This is a genomic window from Pseudonocardia sp. GCM10023141, from assembly GCF_042653605.1.
In genome coordinates this window covers 49170-65285 of the sequence record NZ_JBHSIR010000010.1, presented here as the reverse complement: position 1 = coordinate 65285, position 16116 = coordinate 49170, and the positions used below count along the sequence as shown (strand labels likewise).

The following is a 16116-nucleotide window of genomic DNA, read 5'->3' as shown; positions in this document are numbered from 1 at the left end:
AGACCGAGGCCGCCCGCCGGTTAGCAGAAGACCTCACGGACTGATCACCCAGGTTCGACAACACCCTCTCAGGCGGCGGCGCTGGCTCGCAGCACGGACGTGAACAGGCCGAGACCGTCGGTCGACGGCCCGGTCAACGTGTCGATCGCGTGTTCCGGGTGCGGCATGAGGCCGACCACGCGGCCGTTGGCCGAGCTGATGCCGGCGATGTCGGCGAGCGAGCCGTTGACGGTGCCACCCGCGTAGCGGAAGACGACCCGGCCCTCGCCCTCGAGCTGAGCGAGGGTGGCGGCGTCGGCGACGTACTGGCCCTCACCCGACTTGAGCGGAACGAGTATCTCCTGGCCCGCGGCGTAGGCGCCGGTCCACGCCGTGGTGTTGCTCTCCACCCGCAGCCGCTGGTCGCGGCACACGAAGTGCAGGCCGGAATTGCGGATCAGCGCGCCCGGGAGCAGGCCCGCCTCGCACAGGATCTGGAAGCCGTTGCAGATGCCGAGCACCGGCATGCCACGACCGGCCGCGGCCACGACCTCGGTCATGATCGGCGCGATGCTGGCGATGGCGCCCGCGCGCAGGTAGTCGCCGTAGGAGAAGCCGCCGGGCACGACCACGGCGTCGACGCCGCGCAGGTCCCGGTCGGCGTGCCACAGCGACACGGACTCCGCGCCCGCTCTGCGGACCGCGCGAGCAGCGTCCTCGTCGTCGAGCGTGCCGGGGAAGGTGATCACGCCGACTCTCATGGTGTGCGGGTCACCACCCAGTCCTCGATCACCGGGTTGGCGAGCAGCTGCCCCGCGATCCGGTGCAAGGTCTCGTCGTCCACCGCGTCGTCCACGTCCAGCTCGAAGTGCTTGCCCTGCCGCACGTCGGACACGCCGGAGATGCCCAGCCTCCCGAGCGCACCCGCAACGGCTTGCCCCTGCGGATCAAGGATCTCGGGCTTGGGCATCACGTCCACCACCACTCTGGCCACATGGTGAGCCTACGGCGAACACCGTTGCCGACCAGCGCCTACGTCCGTGAGGCTGATCGCATGGGTCGATGGCTGGTGCTCCGGGGCACCCTCTTCCTGTCCAGGGCGGTAGCGGCAGCGGCGGTCGCACGTGGCCACGACGTGGTGTGCGCGGCGCGGGGAGAGTCGGGCGGGGTGCCCGACGGGGCGAAGCTCGTCGCCGTCGATCGGCAGCGACCCGACTCGCTGGACGCGCTGCGCGGCGAGCGGTTCGACGCGGTCGTCGACGTCGCCAAGATGTCCTACCCCTGGGTGCGGGACGCGCTCGCGGCCATCGGCCCGACGGCGGCGCACTGGACGTTCGTGTCCTCGATCAGCGCCTACGCCGAGTCCGATCCGCACATCCCGACCCTCGACGCGCCGCTGCTCGAACCGCTGCAGGCGTCGGAGTTCGACGAGGGCATGGCGGGCAACGCCGCGGCGTACGGCCGGATCAAGGTGGCATCGGAGAACGCCGTCAACGAGTCCGTCGGAGACCGGGCGTTCGTGGTCCGCGCCGGGCTGATCTGCGGCCCCGGTGACCGCAGTGACCGCTTCGGCTACTGGCCCAACCGCTTCGCGCGCGGCGGCCGCGCCGCGGTGCCTGCGGGCCGCTCCCAGCCCGCCCAGATCATCGACGTGCGTGACCTCGCGGAGTGGATCGTCCGCTCCGGGGAGGAGCGCCTGACCGGCACGTTCGACGGCAGCGGCCCGGGCAGCACCCTCGGCGCGATCCTCGACGAGGTCGCGGACGCCGTCGGAGCACCCGATCTGGAGCTGGTGCCGTTCACCGACGAGGCGCTCACCGCGGCCGGCGTCGACCCGTGGTCCGGGCCGTCATCGATGCCGTTGTGGATCCCGATGCCCGACGGGGCGGTGCTCGACCGCGACACCTCGCCCGCGCTCGCGGCCGGCCTCCGCACCCGCACGATCGGCGACACCGCGCGCGGGGCGCTGGAGACCGAACAGGAGCTGGGTCTCACCCGGGAACGCCGGGCCGGGCTCAGCCCCGCTGACGAGGAGCGACTGTTGACCCCGTCGTGACGGAACCCGTCATTCCGGCCCGACGAGCGCGACTCCCGGCTCGAGTGCACCGGCATCGCGCCGGTCGATGATCAGCGTGGGGTGCGCGCCGGGGCAGGCCAGCTCCACGCCGATCACCCGGACGATCGAGCCGGTCGACCCCGGCACGCAGCCGCATGCCGCCCTCCACGGCGCCCGCCTGCAGCTCACCGGCCGCAAGTATCCCGCCTCGCGAAGCCAGGTCGAACAGCTCCTCGATCACGAACCGTGCCCGTTGGCCCATTCGGACATGATCGCGCAGGGCCCGGTGCCGGGTCGCCGGAGCTCATCGCCGCCTCATGGAACCTTGTGGCTGCTCAGGGCACGGCATCTGCTGCCACATGGAACCCTGTGGCTGCAGACCCCCGGTTCCCTGCCACCTCCCGATCACCCACCACCACGCGTCGCACAGGCGGCGAGTGTCGTGTGCGCCATCGTGAAGCCGCCCCCGATCTCGTCGATGGCGTCGCCGACGCTCGCCAGCACCGCCGCCAGGTCGTTCGGTGGGAGCCGGGTGAGCCCACCGGTCGTCGAGATCGTGTCGAGCCACTGCTCCTTGGTGTAGGTCTGCTGTCCGTCGAACCGCCACCGCTCCGGCTCGCCGAACCCGCCCGCCCGCCGCATCCCGTCGGCTGCCGTGGCGAACATCTGCTCGTAGATGTCGAGTGCGGTCCGGGTCGGGTCGACGCGGCTCACCGGCGAGTCGGGCACGATCCGTCGCAGCGCCGCGGCGAGGGCCGCCCCCACCGCGGGCGGGGCGTCGAACACGTGGCCGAACACCGCCAAGCGCCCGCCCGGTCGCAGGACCTGCGCGGCCTTGGCCACACCTGCGACCGGGTCCACCCAGTGCCAGGCCTGCCCGGCGACGACCGCGTCGAAGATCCGACCGGCCGGGTCCCACTCCTCGAACGTCGCCACCTCGACGGCGACGCCGGTCCGCCGGGCGAACTCGGCCATCCGCGCGTCCGGGTCGACCCCGAGCACCGTGCAGCCGGCCGCCTGGAACTGCCGGGCCTCGATGCCGGTTCCACAACCGACGTCGAGGACGGAACGCCCGGGACTCCCCGCGACGATCCGTTCCACCAGCGCGTCGGGGTAGCGGGGCGCGCCCGGTCGTACCGTTGCGGGTCCACGCCGAACGATTCGGCCATCTGCCTGTGATGATGGGGCGCACCATCGTCGACGCGGTCATGGCCGACGTCCTGCAACGACGGCTGCTCTGAGTCGCCGCAAGCACTGACGGTATTCGCACACCGTCACCAGTCCTTGCACACGTTCCGCGGTGTGCGACGACTGGCGAACATATGCGACGTCGGGATGGTGCGCCAGCACCAGCCGCGCACCGGCGACCCCGCCCGCGTCAGCCCCTCGCCCAGTGCGAGGAACGGCTCGACGTCCCCGCGCGACCCGATCGTCAACACCGTCACCCGCATCGGGCGATGATGCCCGGTGGACGTCGACCGAACTACGCCCGGTCCGTCGGGTACCGGCGGCCGGGCCGAGGTGCCCGATGAGGTTGTTCGGCCCCCTCGACGAACCACGCGACGGGGTGGCGCGTGCCGAGCTCGCCCACGACGCAGCGCGTCACCGACGAGCTGAGGACGCGGTGGCCTCGGGATCGGTCGACCGCATACGCCCGCGCCTCGAGCTCCGACCGGAACAGGATCTCGACGGCCCCAATCTCCTCTGACCAGGTCGTGTGAACAGCGTAGATCCATTCAGTACTCACTGCGACATAGCACGACATATGACGCCATACAGCGTCAGACGACGGCACTTCAGGTAGCTCGGCACTTACCGTGCTGGCGTGGCAGCCCTGTTGACGACCAGCGAGCTGGCGAAGGCACTCGGCCTTTCCCTGCGGTCCGTCCAGCGCTACATCGCCAAGGCCCAGATCACGCCCGCACTGACGGCTCCCGGCGGGCACCATCGCTGGGACCTCGACGACGTGCACACCCAACTCCGCGAGCTGCGCCAACGCACCAACGAGGAATGACCCGCCACTCCACAGCCGCCCCGGTGGCACAGTGAGCCCGTGCAGATCACCCACTTCGGCCACTCGTGCCTGCTGCTCGACACGGGCGCGGCCCGGCTCCTGATCGACCCCGGCGCCTTCTCGAAGGGCTTCGAGTCACTGACCGGCCTCGACGCCGTGCTCGTGACGCACCAGCACTTCGACCACCTCGACGCCGAGCGCCTCGGCCCGCTGCTGGCCGCGAACCCGGACGCCCGGCTGATCGTCGACCCGGGTACGGCGGGCCAGCTCGCCGGCGTCGCGCACGAGGTGGCGGCGCCGGGCTCCTCGCTGCAGGTCGCCGGCGCGACCCTCGACGTGCTCGGCGGCGCCCACGCGGTCATCCACCCGGACATCCCGATCGTGGCGAACAACGCCTACCTCGTCGACGGCACCCACCTGCACCCCGGTGATGCGTTCACGTTGCCGACGCAGCCCGTCGACGTGCTGTTCCTGCCGACGGGTGCACCGTGGTTGAAGGTCTCCGAGGCCGTCGACTACCTGCGGGCGGTGAACCCGCGCACCGCGGTGCCGATCCACGAGGCCGTGCTCGCGATGCCGAAGATGGTCTACGGCATGTTCGAGGCTCTCGGTCCGGACGGCACCACCGTGAGGGTGCTCGACCGTGAGGTCGCCACCACGCTCTGACGGGTCAGGCCACCCGCGCCACCGGCACGAGCCGGTAGGTGGCGGGCACCGCGCCCAGCGACAGCGCCACGTCCACCGCGGCGAGCACGGCGTCGCGGCGGGCGGGCCGCTTGAGGTCCTTGGCCCGGACGTTGATGCGGACCAGGCCGTCGCGCCGCGCCGTGCGCGCCACCTCGACGGCCAGCACGCGGGCCCGCCAGGCCTCGGCCGCCCTGCGGTCATCAGCGATCGGGCGATGCTCACCCGACGCGCGGAAGCCGAGCACCCGGGCCCGGAGGACGACGCCCGCGGCCGGGCCGTCGAGGAAGCGCACCCCGGTCTCGTCGGCGAGCAGCGCGAACCCCTGTTCCCGCAGCGCCTCGACGGTGCCGTCCGAGGCGATCCAGCGCGGGGGCACGAAGATGTCGGTGCGCAGCCCGAGCACCGTCAGCGCCCGCCGCGCGGCCGTCAGCCGCAGTCCCGCCTCGTGTCGCGGCAGCGTGGCGAACTCCGCCCGCCTGCCCACCCGGGCCACGGAGCTCTGCCAGTTGCCGATCGGGTCGGCCGTGTGGTCGTAGCCGTGCAGCGCCACGGTGTCACCTGCCGCCCGGCGCTGCTGCAGCCACGTCACGAGCGGCGAGCCGGGGGTGGCGCCGCCGGGCCGGAACAGCTGGGTCAGCGGCACGCCGCGCGCGTCCAGCGCGGCCGCGAACGCGGCGCCGCGGGTCAGCGGCTCCGGCGCGTCGTCGGAGAGTCCGGACAGCGAGACGATCAGGCGAGCGGCCACGGTGCCATCAACGCATGCCGGGGTGAACGCGGGCCGACATGCGCGTGCCGTCAGCGGGGCGATTGCCAGTCGGTGCCGGTCAGCCGCTCGTAGACCTCGACGTACCGGGCGCGGGTGGCCTCGATGACCTCGGCGGGCGCCTCGGGACCGGGGGGCGTGCGGTCCCAGTCGAGGGTGGCGGACCACTCGCGCACGAACTGCTTGTCGAACGAGAACTGCGGGCCGCCGGGCGCCCAGCGGTCTGCGGGCCAGAACCGCGACGAGTCGGGTGTCAGTACCTCGTCGGCCAGCACGATCTCGCCGGCCGCGTCGAGCCCGAACTCGAGCTTCGTGTCGGCCACGATGATCCCGCTCGCCGCCGCCGTCTCCGCGCCGCGGGCGTAGACGGCCAGCGTCAGCTCCCGCAGCCGCTCGGCGCGCTCGGCGCCGACCACGCCGATGACCTCGTCGAAGGTCATGAACTCGTCGTGCTCGCCGACCGCCGCCTTCGTGGTGGGTGTGAAGATCGGCTCCGGCAGCTTCGAGCCCTCGACGAGCCCCGGCGGCAGCGCGACGCCCGATACCGAGCCTTGCTTCTCGTACTCCTTGAGGCCCAGCCCGACGAGGTAGCCGCGCGCGATGCACTCGACGGGCAGCATCTCCAGCCGCTTGACGCGCACCGCGCGCCCGGCGAACTCAGCGGGCACGTCGGTGGCGGAGAGGATGTGGTGCGGCACGATGTCGGTCAGGCGGTCGAACCACCACAGCGACAGCTGCGTGAGCAGCGCACCCTTGTCCGGGACGGGTGTCGGCAGCACGACGTCGTAGATCGACAGCCGGTCCGAGGCGACCAGTACCAGGTCGTCGCCGTCGCTGTAGACGTCGCGGACCTTGCCGCTGTGCAGCAGCTTCACAGGATGGCTCCGGGTGCGTAGGTGGCGGCCTCGGGATGGGCGGCGACGATCGCCTCGACGCGCGCGACGACGGCGGCGACCTGCGCCGTGGCGGCGCCGGTGAACTGCAGCGGGTCGGCCAGCAGGCCGTCGAGGATCCCGGCGGGCAGGCCCAGCCGCTCATCGCCGGCGAGCCGGGCCACGAGATCGTTGTCGTTCTGGCCCTTCTCCCGCATCGCCAGCGCGACTCCCACGGCGTGCTCCTTGATCACCTCGTGGGCGGTCTCGCGGCCGACCCCGGCCCGCACCGCACCCATGAGGACGGCGGTGGTGGCCAGGAAGGGCAGGTAGCGGTCGAGCTCCCGGGCGATCACGGCGGGATAGGCGCCGAACTCGTCGAGCACGGTGAGCGTGGTCTCGATCAGCCCGTCGACGGCGAAGAACGCGTCGGGCAGCGCGACGCGGCGCACCACCGAGTCGGAGACGTCACCCTCGTTCCACTGCGAACCGGCCAGCTCACCGGCCATCCCGGCGTAGCCGCGCAGCAGGACCATCATCCCGTTGATGCGCTCGGTGCTGCGCGAGTTCATCTTGTGCGGCATCGCGGAGCTGCCGACCTGGCCGGGCTGGAAGCCCTCGGTGGCCAGCTCGATGCCTGCCATCAGCCGGATCGTGGTGGCCAGCGACGACGGCCCGGCCGCCAGCTGCACCAGCGCCGAGAGCACGTCGAAGTCGAGCGAGCGCGGGTAGACCTGGCCGACGCTCGTGAGCGTGGCGGAGAAGCCGAGGTGCTCGGCCACCCGTCGCTCCAGGTCCTCGAGCCGGGCGGCGTCACCGTCGAGCAGGTCGAGCATGTCCTGGGAGGTGCCCATCGGGCCCTTGATCCCGCGCAGCGGGTACCGCCCGCGCAGCTCCTCCAACCGCGCGAACGCCACGAGCATCTCGTCGGCGGCCGAGGCGAAGCGCTTGCCGAGCGTGGTGGCCTGCGCCGCCACGTTGTGGCTGCGCCCCGCCATCACGAGCTCGGCGTTCTCGGCGGCGCGCCGGGCCAGCCTGGCGAGCACCGCGACCGAGCGGTCGCGGATGTGCTCCAGCGACAGCCGGATCTGCAGCTGCTCGACGTTCTCGGTGAGATCGCGGCTGGTCATGCCCTTGTGGATGTGCTCGTGCCCGGCCAGCGCGCAGAACTCCTCGATGCGCGCCTTCACGTCGTGGCGGGTGATGCGCTCGCGGGCGGCGATGGACTCGAGATCCACCTGCTCGACGACGCGCTCGTAGTCCTCGACGACTCCGTCGGGCACGTCCACACCGAGGTCCCGCTGGGCGCGGAGCACCGCGATCCACAGCCGGCGCTCCAACACGATCTTGGAATCGGGCGACCAGAGGCGGACGAGCTCGCGACTCGCGTAGCGGGCGGCCAGGACGTTGGGAATCACGTCTATGCAGCTTACGGACCGCTCCCGAGCGTGCGGAGCAGCACCTCTCGCGCCGCGGCCCGCGGATCGGGGTCGGCCTCGATCAGCGCGTTGATCACGGCACCGTCGATGATCGCGACGAGGTCGCGCAGCGCCGTCTCGCCCAGCGGCACCCCCGAGCGCACCACGATCTCGTTGAGCAGGGCGTCGAGCTCCACCCGCATCTCGCGCATCAGCGGGGCCAGGTACGGGCGGCGGCCCGCGCCGACGAGCCGCTCGTAGCGCAGCAGTACGGGGTCGAGCCCGCTGTGGCGGGAGTCGGTGCCCATGAGCAGGTCGAGGAGGATCTCGGCGAGTTCCGCGGGGTCGTCCGGGCCGGTCAGCGCGTCGAGCTGCGCGCGTCCCTCGCCGAGCTCCACCCGGCTCGACCAGTCGACGGCGGCCGTGACCAGGTCGTCCAGCGACGCGAAGTAGTACGTGGTGGACGCCAGCGGCAGGCCGGCCCGCTCGGCGACGGCGCGGTGGCGCACGGCGTCGAAGCCGCCCTCGCGCAGCAGTGCGGCCGCGGCGGCCACCAGTTCCTGTCGCCGCCGCTCGCCCTTGGCCGTACCCATGCGACCAGTGTCTCGCGCGTCCACTCAGAGGCGCGGGACGAGGTAGGAGACGATCCCGCCCAGCCGATCGGCGAAGGGCACCGGCCCACCGGCCGTTGCCGGCCGGACCGAGACCACCACGGTGCCGCCCGACGCCGTGACCGCCGACGCCGTGCGTGCATCACCCTGTGCGGGTGGCGGCCTCGCACCCGGCGGCTCGTAGAGCACCGTCAGCAGCCCCGGTGCGCGGGCGTCGGAGACCTCGATGTTGACGCCCCGCTCCCCCGCGGGCCGGCACTCCATCGTGGTGGCAGCGGCCTTGGCCCCGACCGCCTCCGGCAGTGCCTGCTCCAGGTAGGCGCGCAGTTGGGGGTCCTGCCGGTCGGCGCACGCGGCGGTGCCGGGACCCAGTGGCGTGCCGGTGAACGGCGCCGCCCCGGCTGCCGCGGCAGGCGCACCACCGGCCTGAGCGGGGGGTGGGGTCGGGACGGGGGCGTTGTCGGGTGCCTCTGGAGCCGGCGCTGCCGAGCCCGGTGCCGGCGCAGCCTGGGCAGGCGCCGGCGCCGGTACGGCCTTGTCGGCGGCGGAGCCCCCGGCCGCCCCACCGGCCTGCCCCGGCTGTGCGTAGCCCTGCTCGGGGTTGTTGAGCGGTGGTGCGGCGGGCACGCCGTTGCCGACCGCCGGTCCCTCGGTCGCGGCGTAGGGCGCCGCCGCCGTGGTGGTGCCCGACTGCTGGAACTGCCCGGGCAGCACGACTGCCGCGCCGATACCGGCCACGATCAGGACACCGAGTGCGCCCCGTGCCATGGCCGTGCGGCGACGGCCGATCTTGTAGGAAGCCAGCACCACGTCGTCGTGGCCGAAGGCGGGCGGCGGCGCGCCCGGTTCCGAGGCCGCGTCGCGGAACAATGCCGCCAGCTTGTCGTCATCACTCATGTCTCGCCACCTCCTCCTCAGCCCGCGGGTCGCAGGTCGTCGAGCGCGTCACCGAGCGACGCGCGCAGTGCCGCCAGACCGTGGGAGGTCTGGCTCTTCACTGTGCCCTCCGAGCACCCCAGCGCGGCGGCGGTGCCGGCGATGTCGAGCCCTTCGAGATACCGCAGCACCAACACGGCGCGCTGGCGCGGTGGCACCGTGCGCAGCCCGTCCACCAACACGTGCCGGGTGGCCACAGCGTCCGACGCCGACGGCACGCCCACGGTGTCGGCGGGCTCTGCCGTGGAACGTTCCCGCCGCCACGGCCTGCGTGACTCGTCGATGACCGCACGCACCAGCGTCCGCCGCATCCATGCGTCGAGCGCGGCGCGATCCCGGATCTTCTGCCAGTGCCGGTGCAGCGACACGAACGCCGCCTGCGCATGGTCGTCGGCGCGGTGCCAGTCGCCGCACAGCATGTAGGCGGTGCGGCGCACCGTTTCCAGGCGCGCGCGGAAGTACTCGGCGAACTCCCGCTCGCTGGCCTCGTCCACCCGTGCCGTTCCCTCCTCCCTGCGTGCGACAGGGACGCAGGGACCGTCGCACACGGTTGCATGGCCATGAGGAGTTCCCCCGAACAGCGCAACGTCGTGATCGTTCTGTGACCCTTGCGCGACCTCACCGTCTCCAGATGGTTGAATCGGATTCTGTGCGACCCCCATCACGTATCCGCCGCGCCACGGGCACCGAAGGTCCGATCGACCTCCGGTCCGACACGGTCACGCAGCCGACGAAACAGATGCGGGCAGCGATGGCCGCCGCCGAGGTCGGCGACGACGTGCTCGATCGCGACCCCACCATGCAGGAGCTCGAAGAACGCGTCGCTGGGATGCTCGGCGCCGCCGCTGCCATGTGGACGCCCAGCGGCTCGATGGGCAACCTCATCGCGCTGATGCACCACCTCCAGCGGGGCGACGCGTTCCTCGCTCCGGCGGGTTCCCACGTGCTCGACGCCGAGCTGGGCACCGCGGCCTGGATCGCCGGCGGCATGCCGCGCCCGATGGAACACGACGCCGGTCCGGGCAAGGTCTCGCCCGACGCCGTGCGCCGCGCCGCCGGAACGGCCGGCCCGTACTTCACGCTGCGCACCACGCTGCTGTGCGTCGAGAACACCCACAACGGAGCGGGCGGCACCGTCACCGCACCCGAGGAGCACGCCGCCGTCGCGGCGGCGGCCCGGGCCGCGAAGCTGCGCGTGCACCTCGACGGCGCCCGGCTCTGGCACGCCGCCGTCGCGCTCGGCGTGCCGCCCGCCGCGCTGACGGTCGGGTCCGACACGGTGCAGGTCTGCCTCAGCAAGGGCCTCGGCGCGCCCGTCGGATCGGTGGTCGCGGGGTCGGAGGAGTTCGTCGAGAACGCGCGCAGGCTGCGCAAGATGCTCGGTGGCGGGGTCCGCCAGGGCGGCGTGCTGGCCGCCGCCGGCCTCGTCGCGCTCGACCGCATCGACCGGCTGGCCGAGGATCACGAGCGCGCCACCACGCTGGCGGCGGGGCTGCGCGAGCGCGGCTGGCGGGCGTCGGTGCCCCAGACCAACATCGTGCTGATCGCCGTGGCCGACCTGCCCGGCACGCTGCGGCGCTTCGAGTCGTCCGGCGTGCGGGCCTCAGCCATGTCGGGACAGGTCCGCCTGATCACCCACGCCGACATCTCCGACGCCGACATCACCGCGACGCTCGCGCGCATCGGCCCGGTGGAACCTGCCCGATCGGGCGATCCGTCGGCCGGGCCGCGCACCCTGCGCCGCTCCGAGGGCCGTCCCGCCGCCCAGCCCAGGGGCTAGGCCGGAACCTCGGCCGCCGGCACCGTGGCCTTCCGCGGCATCAGCACCAGCGCCACGAGCGACACCACGCAGCAAGCGATGATGTACAACGCGATGCTCGAGCTCGAACCCGTACCCGCGAGCAGTGCCGCCGCGATGAGCGGGGCCGGGCCACCGGCGATCACGGAGGCCAGCTGGTACCCGAGCCCCGCACCGCTGTAGCGCACGTTGGTGCCGAAGCTCTCCGCGATCAGTGCCGCCTGTGGCCCGTACTGCACGTCGTGCACGATCAGCGAGACGACGATGGCCAGCAGCACGAACCCGGACGAGCCGGTGTCGAGCAGGCCGAAGTACGGGAAGGCGAACACCCCGGTCGCGACGATGCCGATGCCGTACACGAGCCGCCGCCCGAAGCGGTCCGACAGATGCCCGAACAGCGGCACGCTGATCAGCCCGACCGCCGCTGCAACCAGCGTGTCGTTGAGCAGTTCCTCGCGGGGCAGCTTCAGCACCGTGGTGCCGTAGGTCAGCACGAACGTGATGAACAGGTAGAACGGCGCCTGCTCGGACATGCGCACGAACGCGGCGGTGAGCACCTCCCGCGGGTGCTCGCGCAGCACCACCCACACCGGCTGCCGCTCCACCACCTTCGTCTCCTTGACCGCGGCGAAGTCGGGGCTCTCCAGCACGCGCAGCCGCACGTAGAGCCCGATCCCGATGAGCACGGCGCTGAGCAGGAACGGGATCCGCCACGCCCACTCGAGGTAGGCGGGCCCGCTGATCGCGCTCACGAGCACCACCGCCCCGGTGGACAGCAGCAGCCCGAGCGGCACCCCCATCTGCGGCAGGCTCGCCATCAGCCCGCGCCGCTTCGCCTCGCCCCACTCCATCGACAGCAGCACCGAGCCGCCCCACTCGCCGCCGACCCCGATGCCCTGCGCGATGCGCAGCAGGGTGAGCAGGATCGGCGCCGCGATCCCGATGGTGGCGAAGGACGGGATCAGACCCATCAGGACCGTGGCGGTGCCCATGATCAGCAGCGTCGTCACGAGCGTCGACTTGCGGCCGATGCGGTCCCCGAGGTGGCCGAAGATCGCGGCACCGACCGGCCGGGCGGCGAAGCCGACGAACTGCGTCGCGAACGCCGACAGCACGCCCGCGGTCGTCGAACTGCCGGGGAAGAACACCTGTGGCAGCACGAGTGCGGCCACGGTGCTGTAGAGGAAGAAGTCGTACCACTCGATCGTCGTGCCGACGGTGCTCGCGACCGCGGCACGGCGACGCTGGGTGCGGTGTTCGGCAGCGGAGGACGTCATCGGGCTCCTCAGGATGACCGGAAACGGACTGGACCACTGGCCCAGTCCAACTCGCACCGAGGGTGACGACTTTCACTCCACCGCGCAAACGCTGGCGTCAGGCGGAGTACCGCTGCTCCAGACGGCGCAACGCTTCGTGGATGTCGGCGGTCGTACCGGCGCACGACAGCCGGATCCACCGGTGCCCGTCGACCGGGTCGAAGTCGATCCCGGGCGCCACCGCCACACCCGTCTCCCCGAGCAGCTCGTAGGTGAAGGCCATGGAGTCACCGGTCAGGTGCGACACGTCCGCGTAGACGTAGAACGCGCCGTCGGCAGGTGCCATGCGGGCGATGCCGAGCCGCGGCAGACCCTCCAGGAGCAGGGCGCGGTTGGTCGCGTAGCGCTCCACGTGCCCGTCGGCCTCCGCGTAGCTGGCCGGGTCGAACGCGCCGAGCGCGGCCTGCTGGGCGAGCGCGGGCGGGCACACCGTGAAGTTGCCTGCCAGGCAGAACGCCGCGTGCAGCAGCCGCGGGGGCAGCAGCAGCCAGCCGAGCCGCCAGCCCGTCATGGAGAAGTACTTGGAGAACGAGTTGACGACGATCGCCTCGCGCGACGTGCTCCACGCCGACGACGCCGCCGGCGTGCCGGCGTAGGAGATGCCGTGGTAGATCTCGTCGCTGACCAGCTGGACACCGGAGCGCTCGCACCACGTCGCGATCGCGGCGAGCTCATCGGGGTCGAGCACCGTGCCGGTCGGGTTGGCGGGGCTCGCGACGACCAGTCCCTGCACCGGCTCGTCCAGCGCCTCCAGCATCGCGACCGTCGGCTGGTAGCGCGTCTCCGGACCGCACGGCAGCTCCACCACCTCGCAGCCCAGCGCGGTGAGGATGTTGCGGTAGCAGGGGTAGCTGGGGCGGGCCATCGCCACGCGGTCACCCGCGTCGAACGCCGCGAGGAAGGCGAGCAGGAACCCTCCGGAGGAGCCGGTGGTGACCACGACCTGGTCCGGGGGCACGTCGATGCCGTAGGTGCGGCCGTAGTGCTCACCGATCGCGGTCCGCAGCGGCAGGATCCCCGTGGCCACGGTGTAGCCGAGCACGTCGCCCTCGATCGCCGCCGTCGCCGCGGCCCGGACGGCGGCGGGTGCCGGGGTCGAGGGCTGTCCCGCCGACAGGTTCACCACGTCGCCGTGGGTGCGCTGGCGCTCCTGCGCTGCCGCCCAGACGTCCATGACGTGGAACGGGGGGATCATGGCGCGGCGGGCGACCGCGAGACCGGCGGCGGTGGGGTTCGTCGTCACCCGCAGAGCCTACGGCCGGACGGCGGCCGCCCTGCCACGCTGCAGGACGGCCGCCGGGCTTGCGAGGAGCGGGTCGTTCGGGTCAGGCCTCGGCGTCGGGCGCGAAGGAGAACGCGTCCCCGGGGGCCTCGTTCGAACCGGACTCGTCCGAGACCGTCGGCACCTCGTCGGATGCCGCCGAGTCCTCGTCCGACGCCGTCGTGTCCTCGCCTGTCGCCGGTGCCGCTTCCGTGCTCGGCGCACCGAACAGCGAGCCGATGCCCGGCAGGGCCGAGACACCGGGCAGGGCGGGCAGGGCGGGCAGTGCCGGCAGGGCAGGCAGGACCGGAAGGACAGGCAGCGCGTCGGCGCCGGGCAGGGTCGGCAGGCCCGGGAGGGCGTCGGTGCTCGGGAGCGTCGGTACGGCGGCCACACTCGGGACCGCGGGCAGGGTCGGCAGCGCCGGGAGTGCCGTGGTGCTGGGCAGGTCGATGCCGAGCAGTCCCTGGTCCAGCGGGTTCGCCGGGTTCAGGCTCAGGATGCCGAGGTCGGGCAGTCCGGCGCTGGGCAGCGACGGCAGCCCGGTCTCGTCGCCACCGGGCTGGGGCAGGCTGGGCAGCCCCGGCAGGGTCGGCACCGCCGCCAGCGTGCCGCTGTCGAGGTGCAGCGTGGCCTCGCCACCGTTGTCACCGTCGGTGACGGCGCCGCCCAGGTCGAGCGTTGCGGCGTTCGCCGGACCGGCCACGGCGAGCAGGGCCATCGGCGCGCCCAGTGCGCCGAGCGCGGCGCGGCCTGCGATGCGGGAGGCGCGGCCGGGGAGTGCGTGCCGGGGACGTGAAGAGTTGGACATGCGTGGTCCTCAGTTCTCGGGGGAGCGAGCGGATCGACCCGGAGAAACGTGAACAACAGCCATCACGGGGAGCGACGACAGCTACCTCTCTCCGGGCACGGCAGAGCCTGTACTGTCACCCGTTCGCGCACAAGTTGTAGCGCGTAGTGCCCGGCGACTCACAGGTACGGCCGAATGGGCCATTAGCTCGCTCTTCGCGCCCCCGCCCCACCGAATACGGTGGACGAGCATCACCCGATCAGGTGACGAACTCTCAGGTTGCGACCGGGGCCGCGACCTCGCCCTGCACCGCGCGCAGCGCGATGTCGGTGCGGTGGTGCGATCCCGCGAGGTGCACGCCGTCGAGGCGCGCGTAGGCGTCGGCGCGCGCGGCGGCCAGATCCGCACCGGTACCCACCACCGAGAGCACCCGCCCGCCCGACGACACCACGGCACCGTCGTCGCGACGGCGCGTGCCGGCGTGCAGGACGCCGTCGGCCTCGCCACCACTGATGACGTCGCCCAGCCGCGGCGGGCCGGGATACCCCTCGGCGGCCACGACGACCGTGACAGCGGCTCCGTCGGCCCACTGCAGCGGCGGCTGCTGCGCGAGCGTGCCAACGGCCGTGGCGTGCAGCAGCGCGGTGAGCGGGGTGCGCAGCAGCGCGAGCACCACCTGGGTCTCGGGGTCACCGAAGCGGCAGTTGAACTCCACCACCGCCGGACCCGACGACGTGAGCGCGAGGCCCGCGTACAGCAGTCCCTGGAACGGTGTGCCGCGCTTGGCCAGCTCCGCAGCCACCGGTGCCACGACGTCGGCCACCAGCTCGTCGACGAGCCCGTCCGGGGCCCACGGCAGCGGCGCGTAGGCGCCCATGCCGCCGGTGTTGGGCCCGCTGTCGTCGTCGCCGACGCGCTTGAAGTCCTGCGCGGGCAGCAGCGGCACCACCGTGTCGCCGTCGACGAGGCAGAACAGCGAGACCTCCGGCCCGTCGAGGTAGGACTCGAGCAGCACCGGGTGCCCGCCGTCGAGCAGCGTGCACGCGTGTGCGCGGGCGATGTCGTAGTCGGAGCTGACCACCACGCCCTTGCCCGCGGCGAGCCCGTCGTCCTTGACCACGTAGGGCGGGGTGAACCGGCCGAGCGCGGCGTCGAGGCGGGCCGGGGTGTCGACGATCTCCGCGGTGGCCGTGCGGACGCCCGCGGCGGCCATCACGTCCTTCGCGAACGTCTTGGAGCCCTCGATGCGGGCGGCCTCGGCGCTGGGCCCGAAACAGGCGATACCGGACGCGCGGACGGCGTCGGCGACACCGGCGACGAGCGGCACCTCCGGCCCGATGACGACGAAGTCGGCCTTCCAGTCGGTGGCCAGCGCCACCACCGCCGCCGGGCCCGCCGCATCGACGCCCAACTGCTCGGCCACCGCTGCGGTGCCGGCGTTCCCCGGTGCGCACGCGAGCGCCGTCACCTCGGGGTCCTGCGCCATGGCCAGGACGATGGCGTGCTCACGAGCACCGGACCCCACTACCAGGACGCGCACGACTGGGAATCGTAGATCCCCCGTCCCGGGCGGTGCTGAGCGCATCGGTCCCGGCGGTGTTCCGGTCCCGTACTG

Annotated in this window: 18 protein-coding genes and 1 pseudogene; 4 read left to right on the top strand and 15 right to left on the bottom strand. The window is 72.7% G+C overall.

Going from position 1 to position 16116, the window contains the following annotated elements; translation table 11 throughout:
- Positions 1-68 precede the first annotated feature (68 nt).
- Entirely contained in the window at positions 69-740 is a 672-nt protein-coding gene (gene purQ / locus ACFPFQ_RS07325; protein WP_379616101.1) for a phosphoribosylformylglycinamidine synthase subunit PurQ, read from the bottom strand.
- Complete coding sequence (purS, locus tag ACFPFQ_RS07320; RefSeq protein WP_379616099.1) at positions 737-973, bottom strand: phosphoribosylformylglycinamidine synthase subunit PurS; 237 nt, start codon at positions 971-973, stop codon at positions 737-739. Before purS ends, purQ begins: the two co-directional genes overlap by 4 nt.
- A 60-nt stretch (positions 974-1033) precedes the next feature.
- Between purS and ACFPFQ_RS07315 the strand changes: the two genes are divergently transcribed.
- Complete coding sequence (locus tag ACFPFQ_RS07315) at positions 1034-2035, top strand: epimerase (protein WP_379616097.1); 1002 nt, start codon at positions 1034-1036, stop codon at positions 2033-2035.
- A gap of 9 nt (positions 2036-2044) precedes the next feature.
- Here the strand turns inward: ACFPFQ_RS07315 and ACFPFQ_RS07310 are convergent, their stop codons facing one another.
- From ACFPFQ_RS07310 to ACFPFQ_RS07300, 3 genes and pseudogenes are all read right to left on the bottom strand, one after another.
- On the bottom strand, positions 2045-2182 hold the full coding sequence (locus ACFPFQ_RS07310; RefSeq protein ID WP_379616095.1) for a hypothetical protein: 138 nt from the start codon (positions 2180-2182) through the stop codon (positions 2045-2047).
- A 258-nt stretch (positions 2183-2440) separates the two neighbouring features.
- Positions 2441-3204, bottom strand: a pseudogene (locus ACFPFQ_RS07305) (class I SAM-dependent methyltransferase).
- Positions 3205-3309: 105 nt separating this feature from the next.
- Entirely contained in the window at positions 3310-3486 is a 177-nt protein-coding gene (locus ACFPFQ_RS07300) for a glycosyltransferase (protein WP_379616093.1), read from the bottom strand.
- 374 nt (positions 3487-3860) lie between these two features.
- On the opposite strand from ACFPFQ_RS07300, the gene ACFPFQ_RS07295 reads away from it, so the two are divergent.
- Both ACFPFQ_RS07295 and ACFPFQ_RS07290 read left to right on the top strand, forming a co-directional pair.
- Entirely contained in the window at positions 3861-4049 is a 189-nt protein-coding gene (locus ACFPFQ_RS07295) for a helix-turn-helix domain-containing protein (protein ID WP_379616091.1), read from the top strand.
- 39 nt (positions 4050-4088) lie between these two features.
- Entirely contained in the window at positions 4089-4715 is a 627-nt protein-coding gene (locus ACFPFQ_RS07290) for an MBL fold metallo-hydrolase (protein WP_379616089.1), read from the top strand.
- Between the two features lie 4 nt (positions 4716-4719).
- Here ACFPFQ_RS07290 and ACFPFQ_RS07285 read toward each other — a convergent pair whose 3' ends face one another.
- Genes ACFPFQ_RS07285 through ACFPFQ_RS07260 form a run of 6 tightly spaced genes read right to left on the bottom strand, consistent with a single transcriptional unit; the run spans position 4720 to position 9830 of the window.
- Positions 4720-5481, bottom strand: a complete 762-nt coding sequence (locus ACFPFQ_RS07285; RefSeq protein ID WP_379616087.1) for a DUF2334 domain-containing protein — start codon at positions 5479-5481, stop codon at positions 4720-4722.
- A gap of 50 nt (positions 5482-5531) precedes the next feature.
- Positions 5532-6374 (bottom strand): phosphoribosylaminoimidazolesuccinocarboxamide synthase, encoded by an 843-nt coding sequence (locus ACFPFQ_RS07280; RefSeq protein ID WP_379616085.1) that lies wholly within the window; start codon positions 6372-6374, stop codon positions 5532-5534.
- Positions 6371-7789 carry an adenylosuccinate lyase gene (gene purB / locus ACFPFQ_RS07275; protein WP_379616083.1) on the bottom strand — a complete coding sequence of 473 codons (1419 nt, stop codon included), beginning with the start codon at positions 7787-7789 and terminating at the stop codon, positions 6371-6373. The genes ACFPFQ_RS07280 and purB overlap by 4 nt, the downstream gene beginning before the upstream one ends.
- A gap of 11 nt (positions 7790-7800) precedes the next feature.
- Complete coding sequence (locus tag ACFPFQ_RS07270) at positions 7801-8382, bottom strand: TetR/AcrR family transcriptional regulator (protein WP_379616081.1); 582 nt, start codon at positions 8380-8382, stop codon at positions 7801-7803.
- A 24-nt stretch (positions 8383-8406) separates the two neighbouring features.
- Positions 8407-9297: a hypothetical protein gene (locus tag ACFPFQ_RS07265; RefSeq protein ID WP_379616079.1), complete on the bottom strand. Its 891-nt coding sequence runs from the start codon at positions 9295-9297 to the stop codon at positions 8407-8409.
- Between the two features lie 17 nt (positions 9298-9314).
- Positions 9315-9830, bottom strand: coding sequence for a SigE family RNA polymerase sigma factor (locus ACFPFQ_RS07260; protein ID WP_379616077.1), 516 nt, complete (start codon positions 9828-9830; stop codon positions 9315-9317).
- A 257-nt stretch (positions 9831-10087) separates the two neighbouring features.
- Between ACFPFQ_RS07260 and ACFPFQ_RS07255 the strand changes: the two genes are divergently transcribed.
- Entirely contained in the window at positions 10088-11116 is a 1029-nt protein-coding gene (locus tag ACFPFQ_RS07255) for a threonine aldolase family protein (protein ID WP_379616075.1), read from the top strand.
- Here the strand turns inward: ACFPFQ_RS07255 and ACFPFQ_RS07250 are convergent.
- The 4 genes from ACFPFQ_RS07250 to purD form a co-directional block, all read right to left on the bottom strand.
- The gene (locus ACFPFQ_RS07250) at positions 11113-12411 is read right to left on the bottom strand and encodes an MFS transporter (RefSeq protein ID WP_379616073.1); all 1299 of its coding nucleotides are present in this window, start codon (positions 12409-12411) and stop codon (positions 11113-11115) included. The genes ACFPFQ_RS07255 and ACFPFQ_RS07250 overlap by 4 nt on opposite strands.
- 97 nt (positions 12412-12508) lie before the next feature.
- On the bottom strand, positions 12509-13645 hold the full coding sequence (locus ACFPFQ_RS07245) for a pyridoxal phosphate-dependent aminotransferase (RefSeq protein ID WP_379616109.1): 1137 nt from the start codon (positions 13643-13645) through the stop codon (positions 12509-12511).
- A 130-nt stretch (positions 13646-13775) separates the two neighbouring features.
- Positions 13776-14522 carry a hypothetical protein gene (locus ACFPFQ_RS07240; protein WP_379616072.1) on the bottom strand — a complete coding sequence of 249 codons (747 nt, stop codon included), beginning with the start codon at positions 14520-14522 and terminating at the stop codon, positions 13776-13778.
- A gap of 253 nt (positions 14523-14775) precedes the next feature.
- Entirely contained in the window at positions 14776-16041 is a 1266-nt protein-coding gene (gene purD / locus ACFPFQ_RS07235; RefSeq protein WP_379616070.1) for a phosphoribosylamine--glycine ligase, read from the bottom strand.
- Positions 16042-16116: the final 75 nt, after the last annotated feature.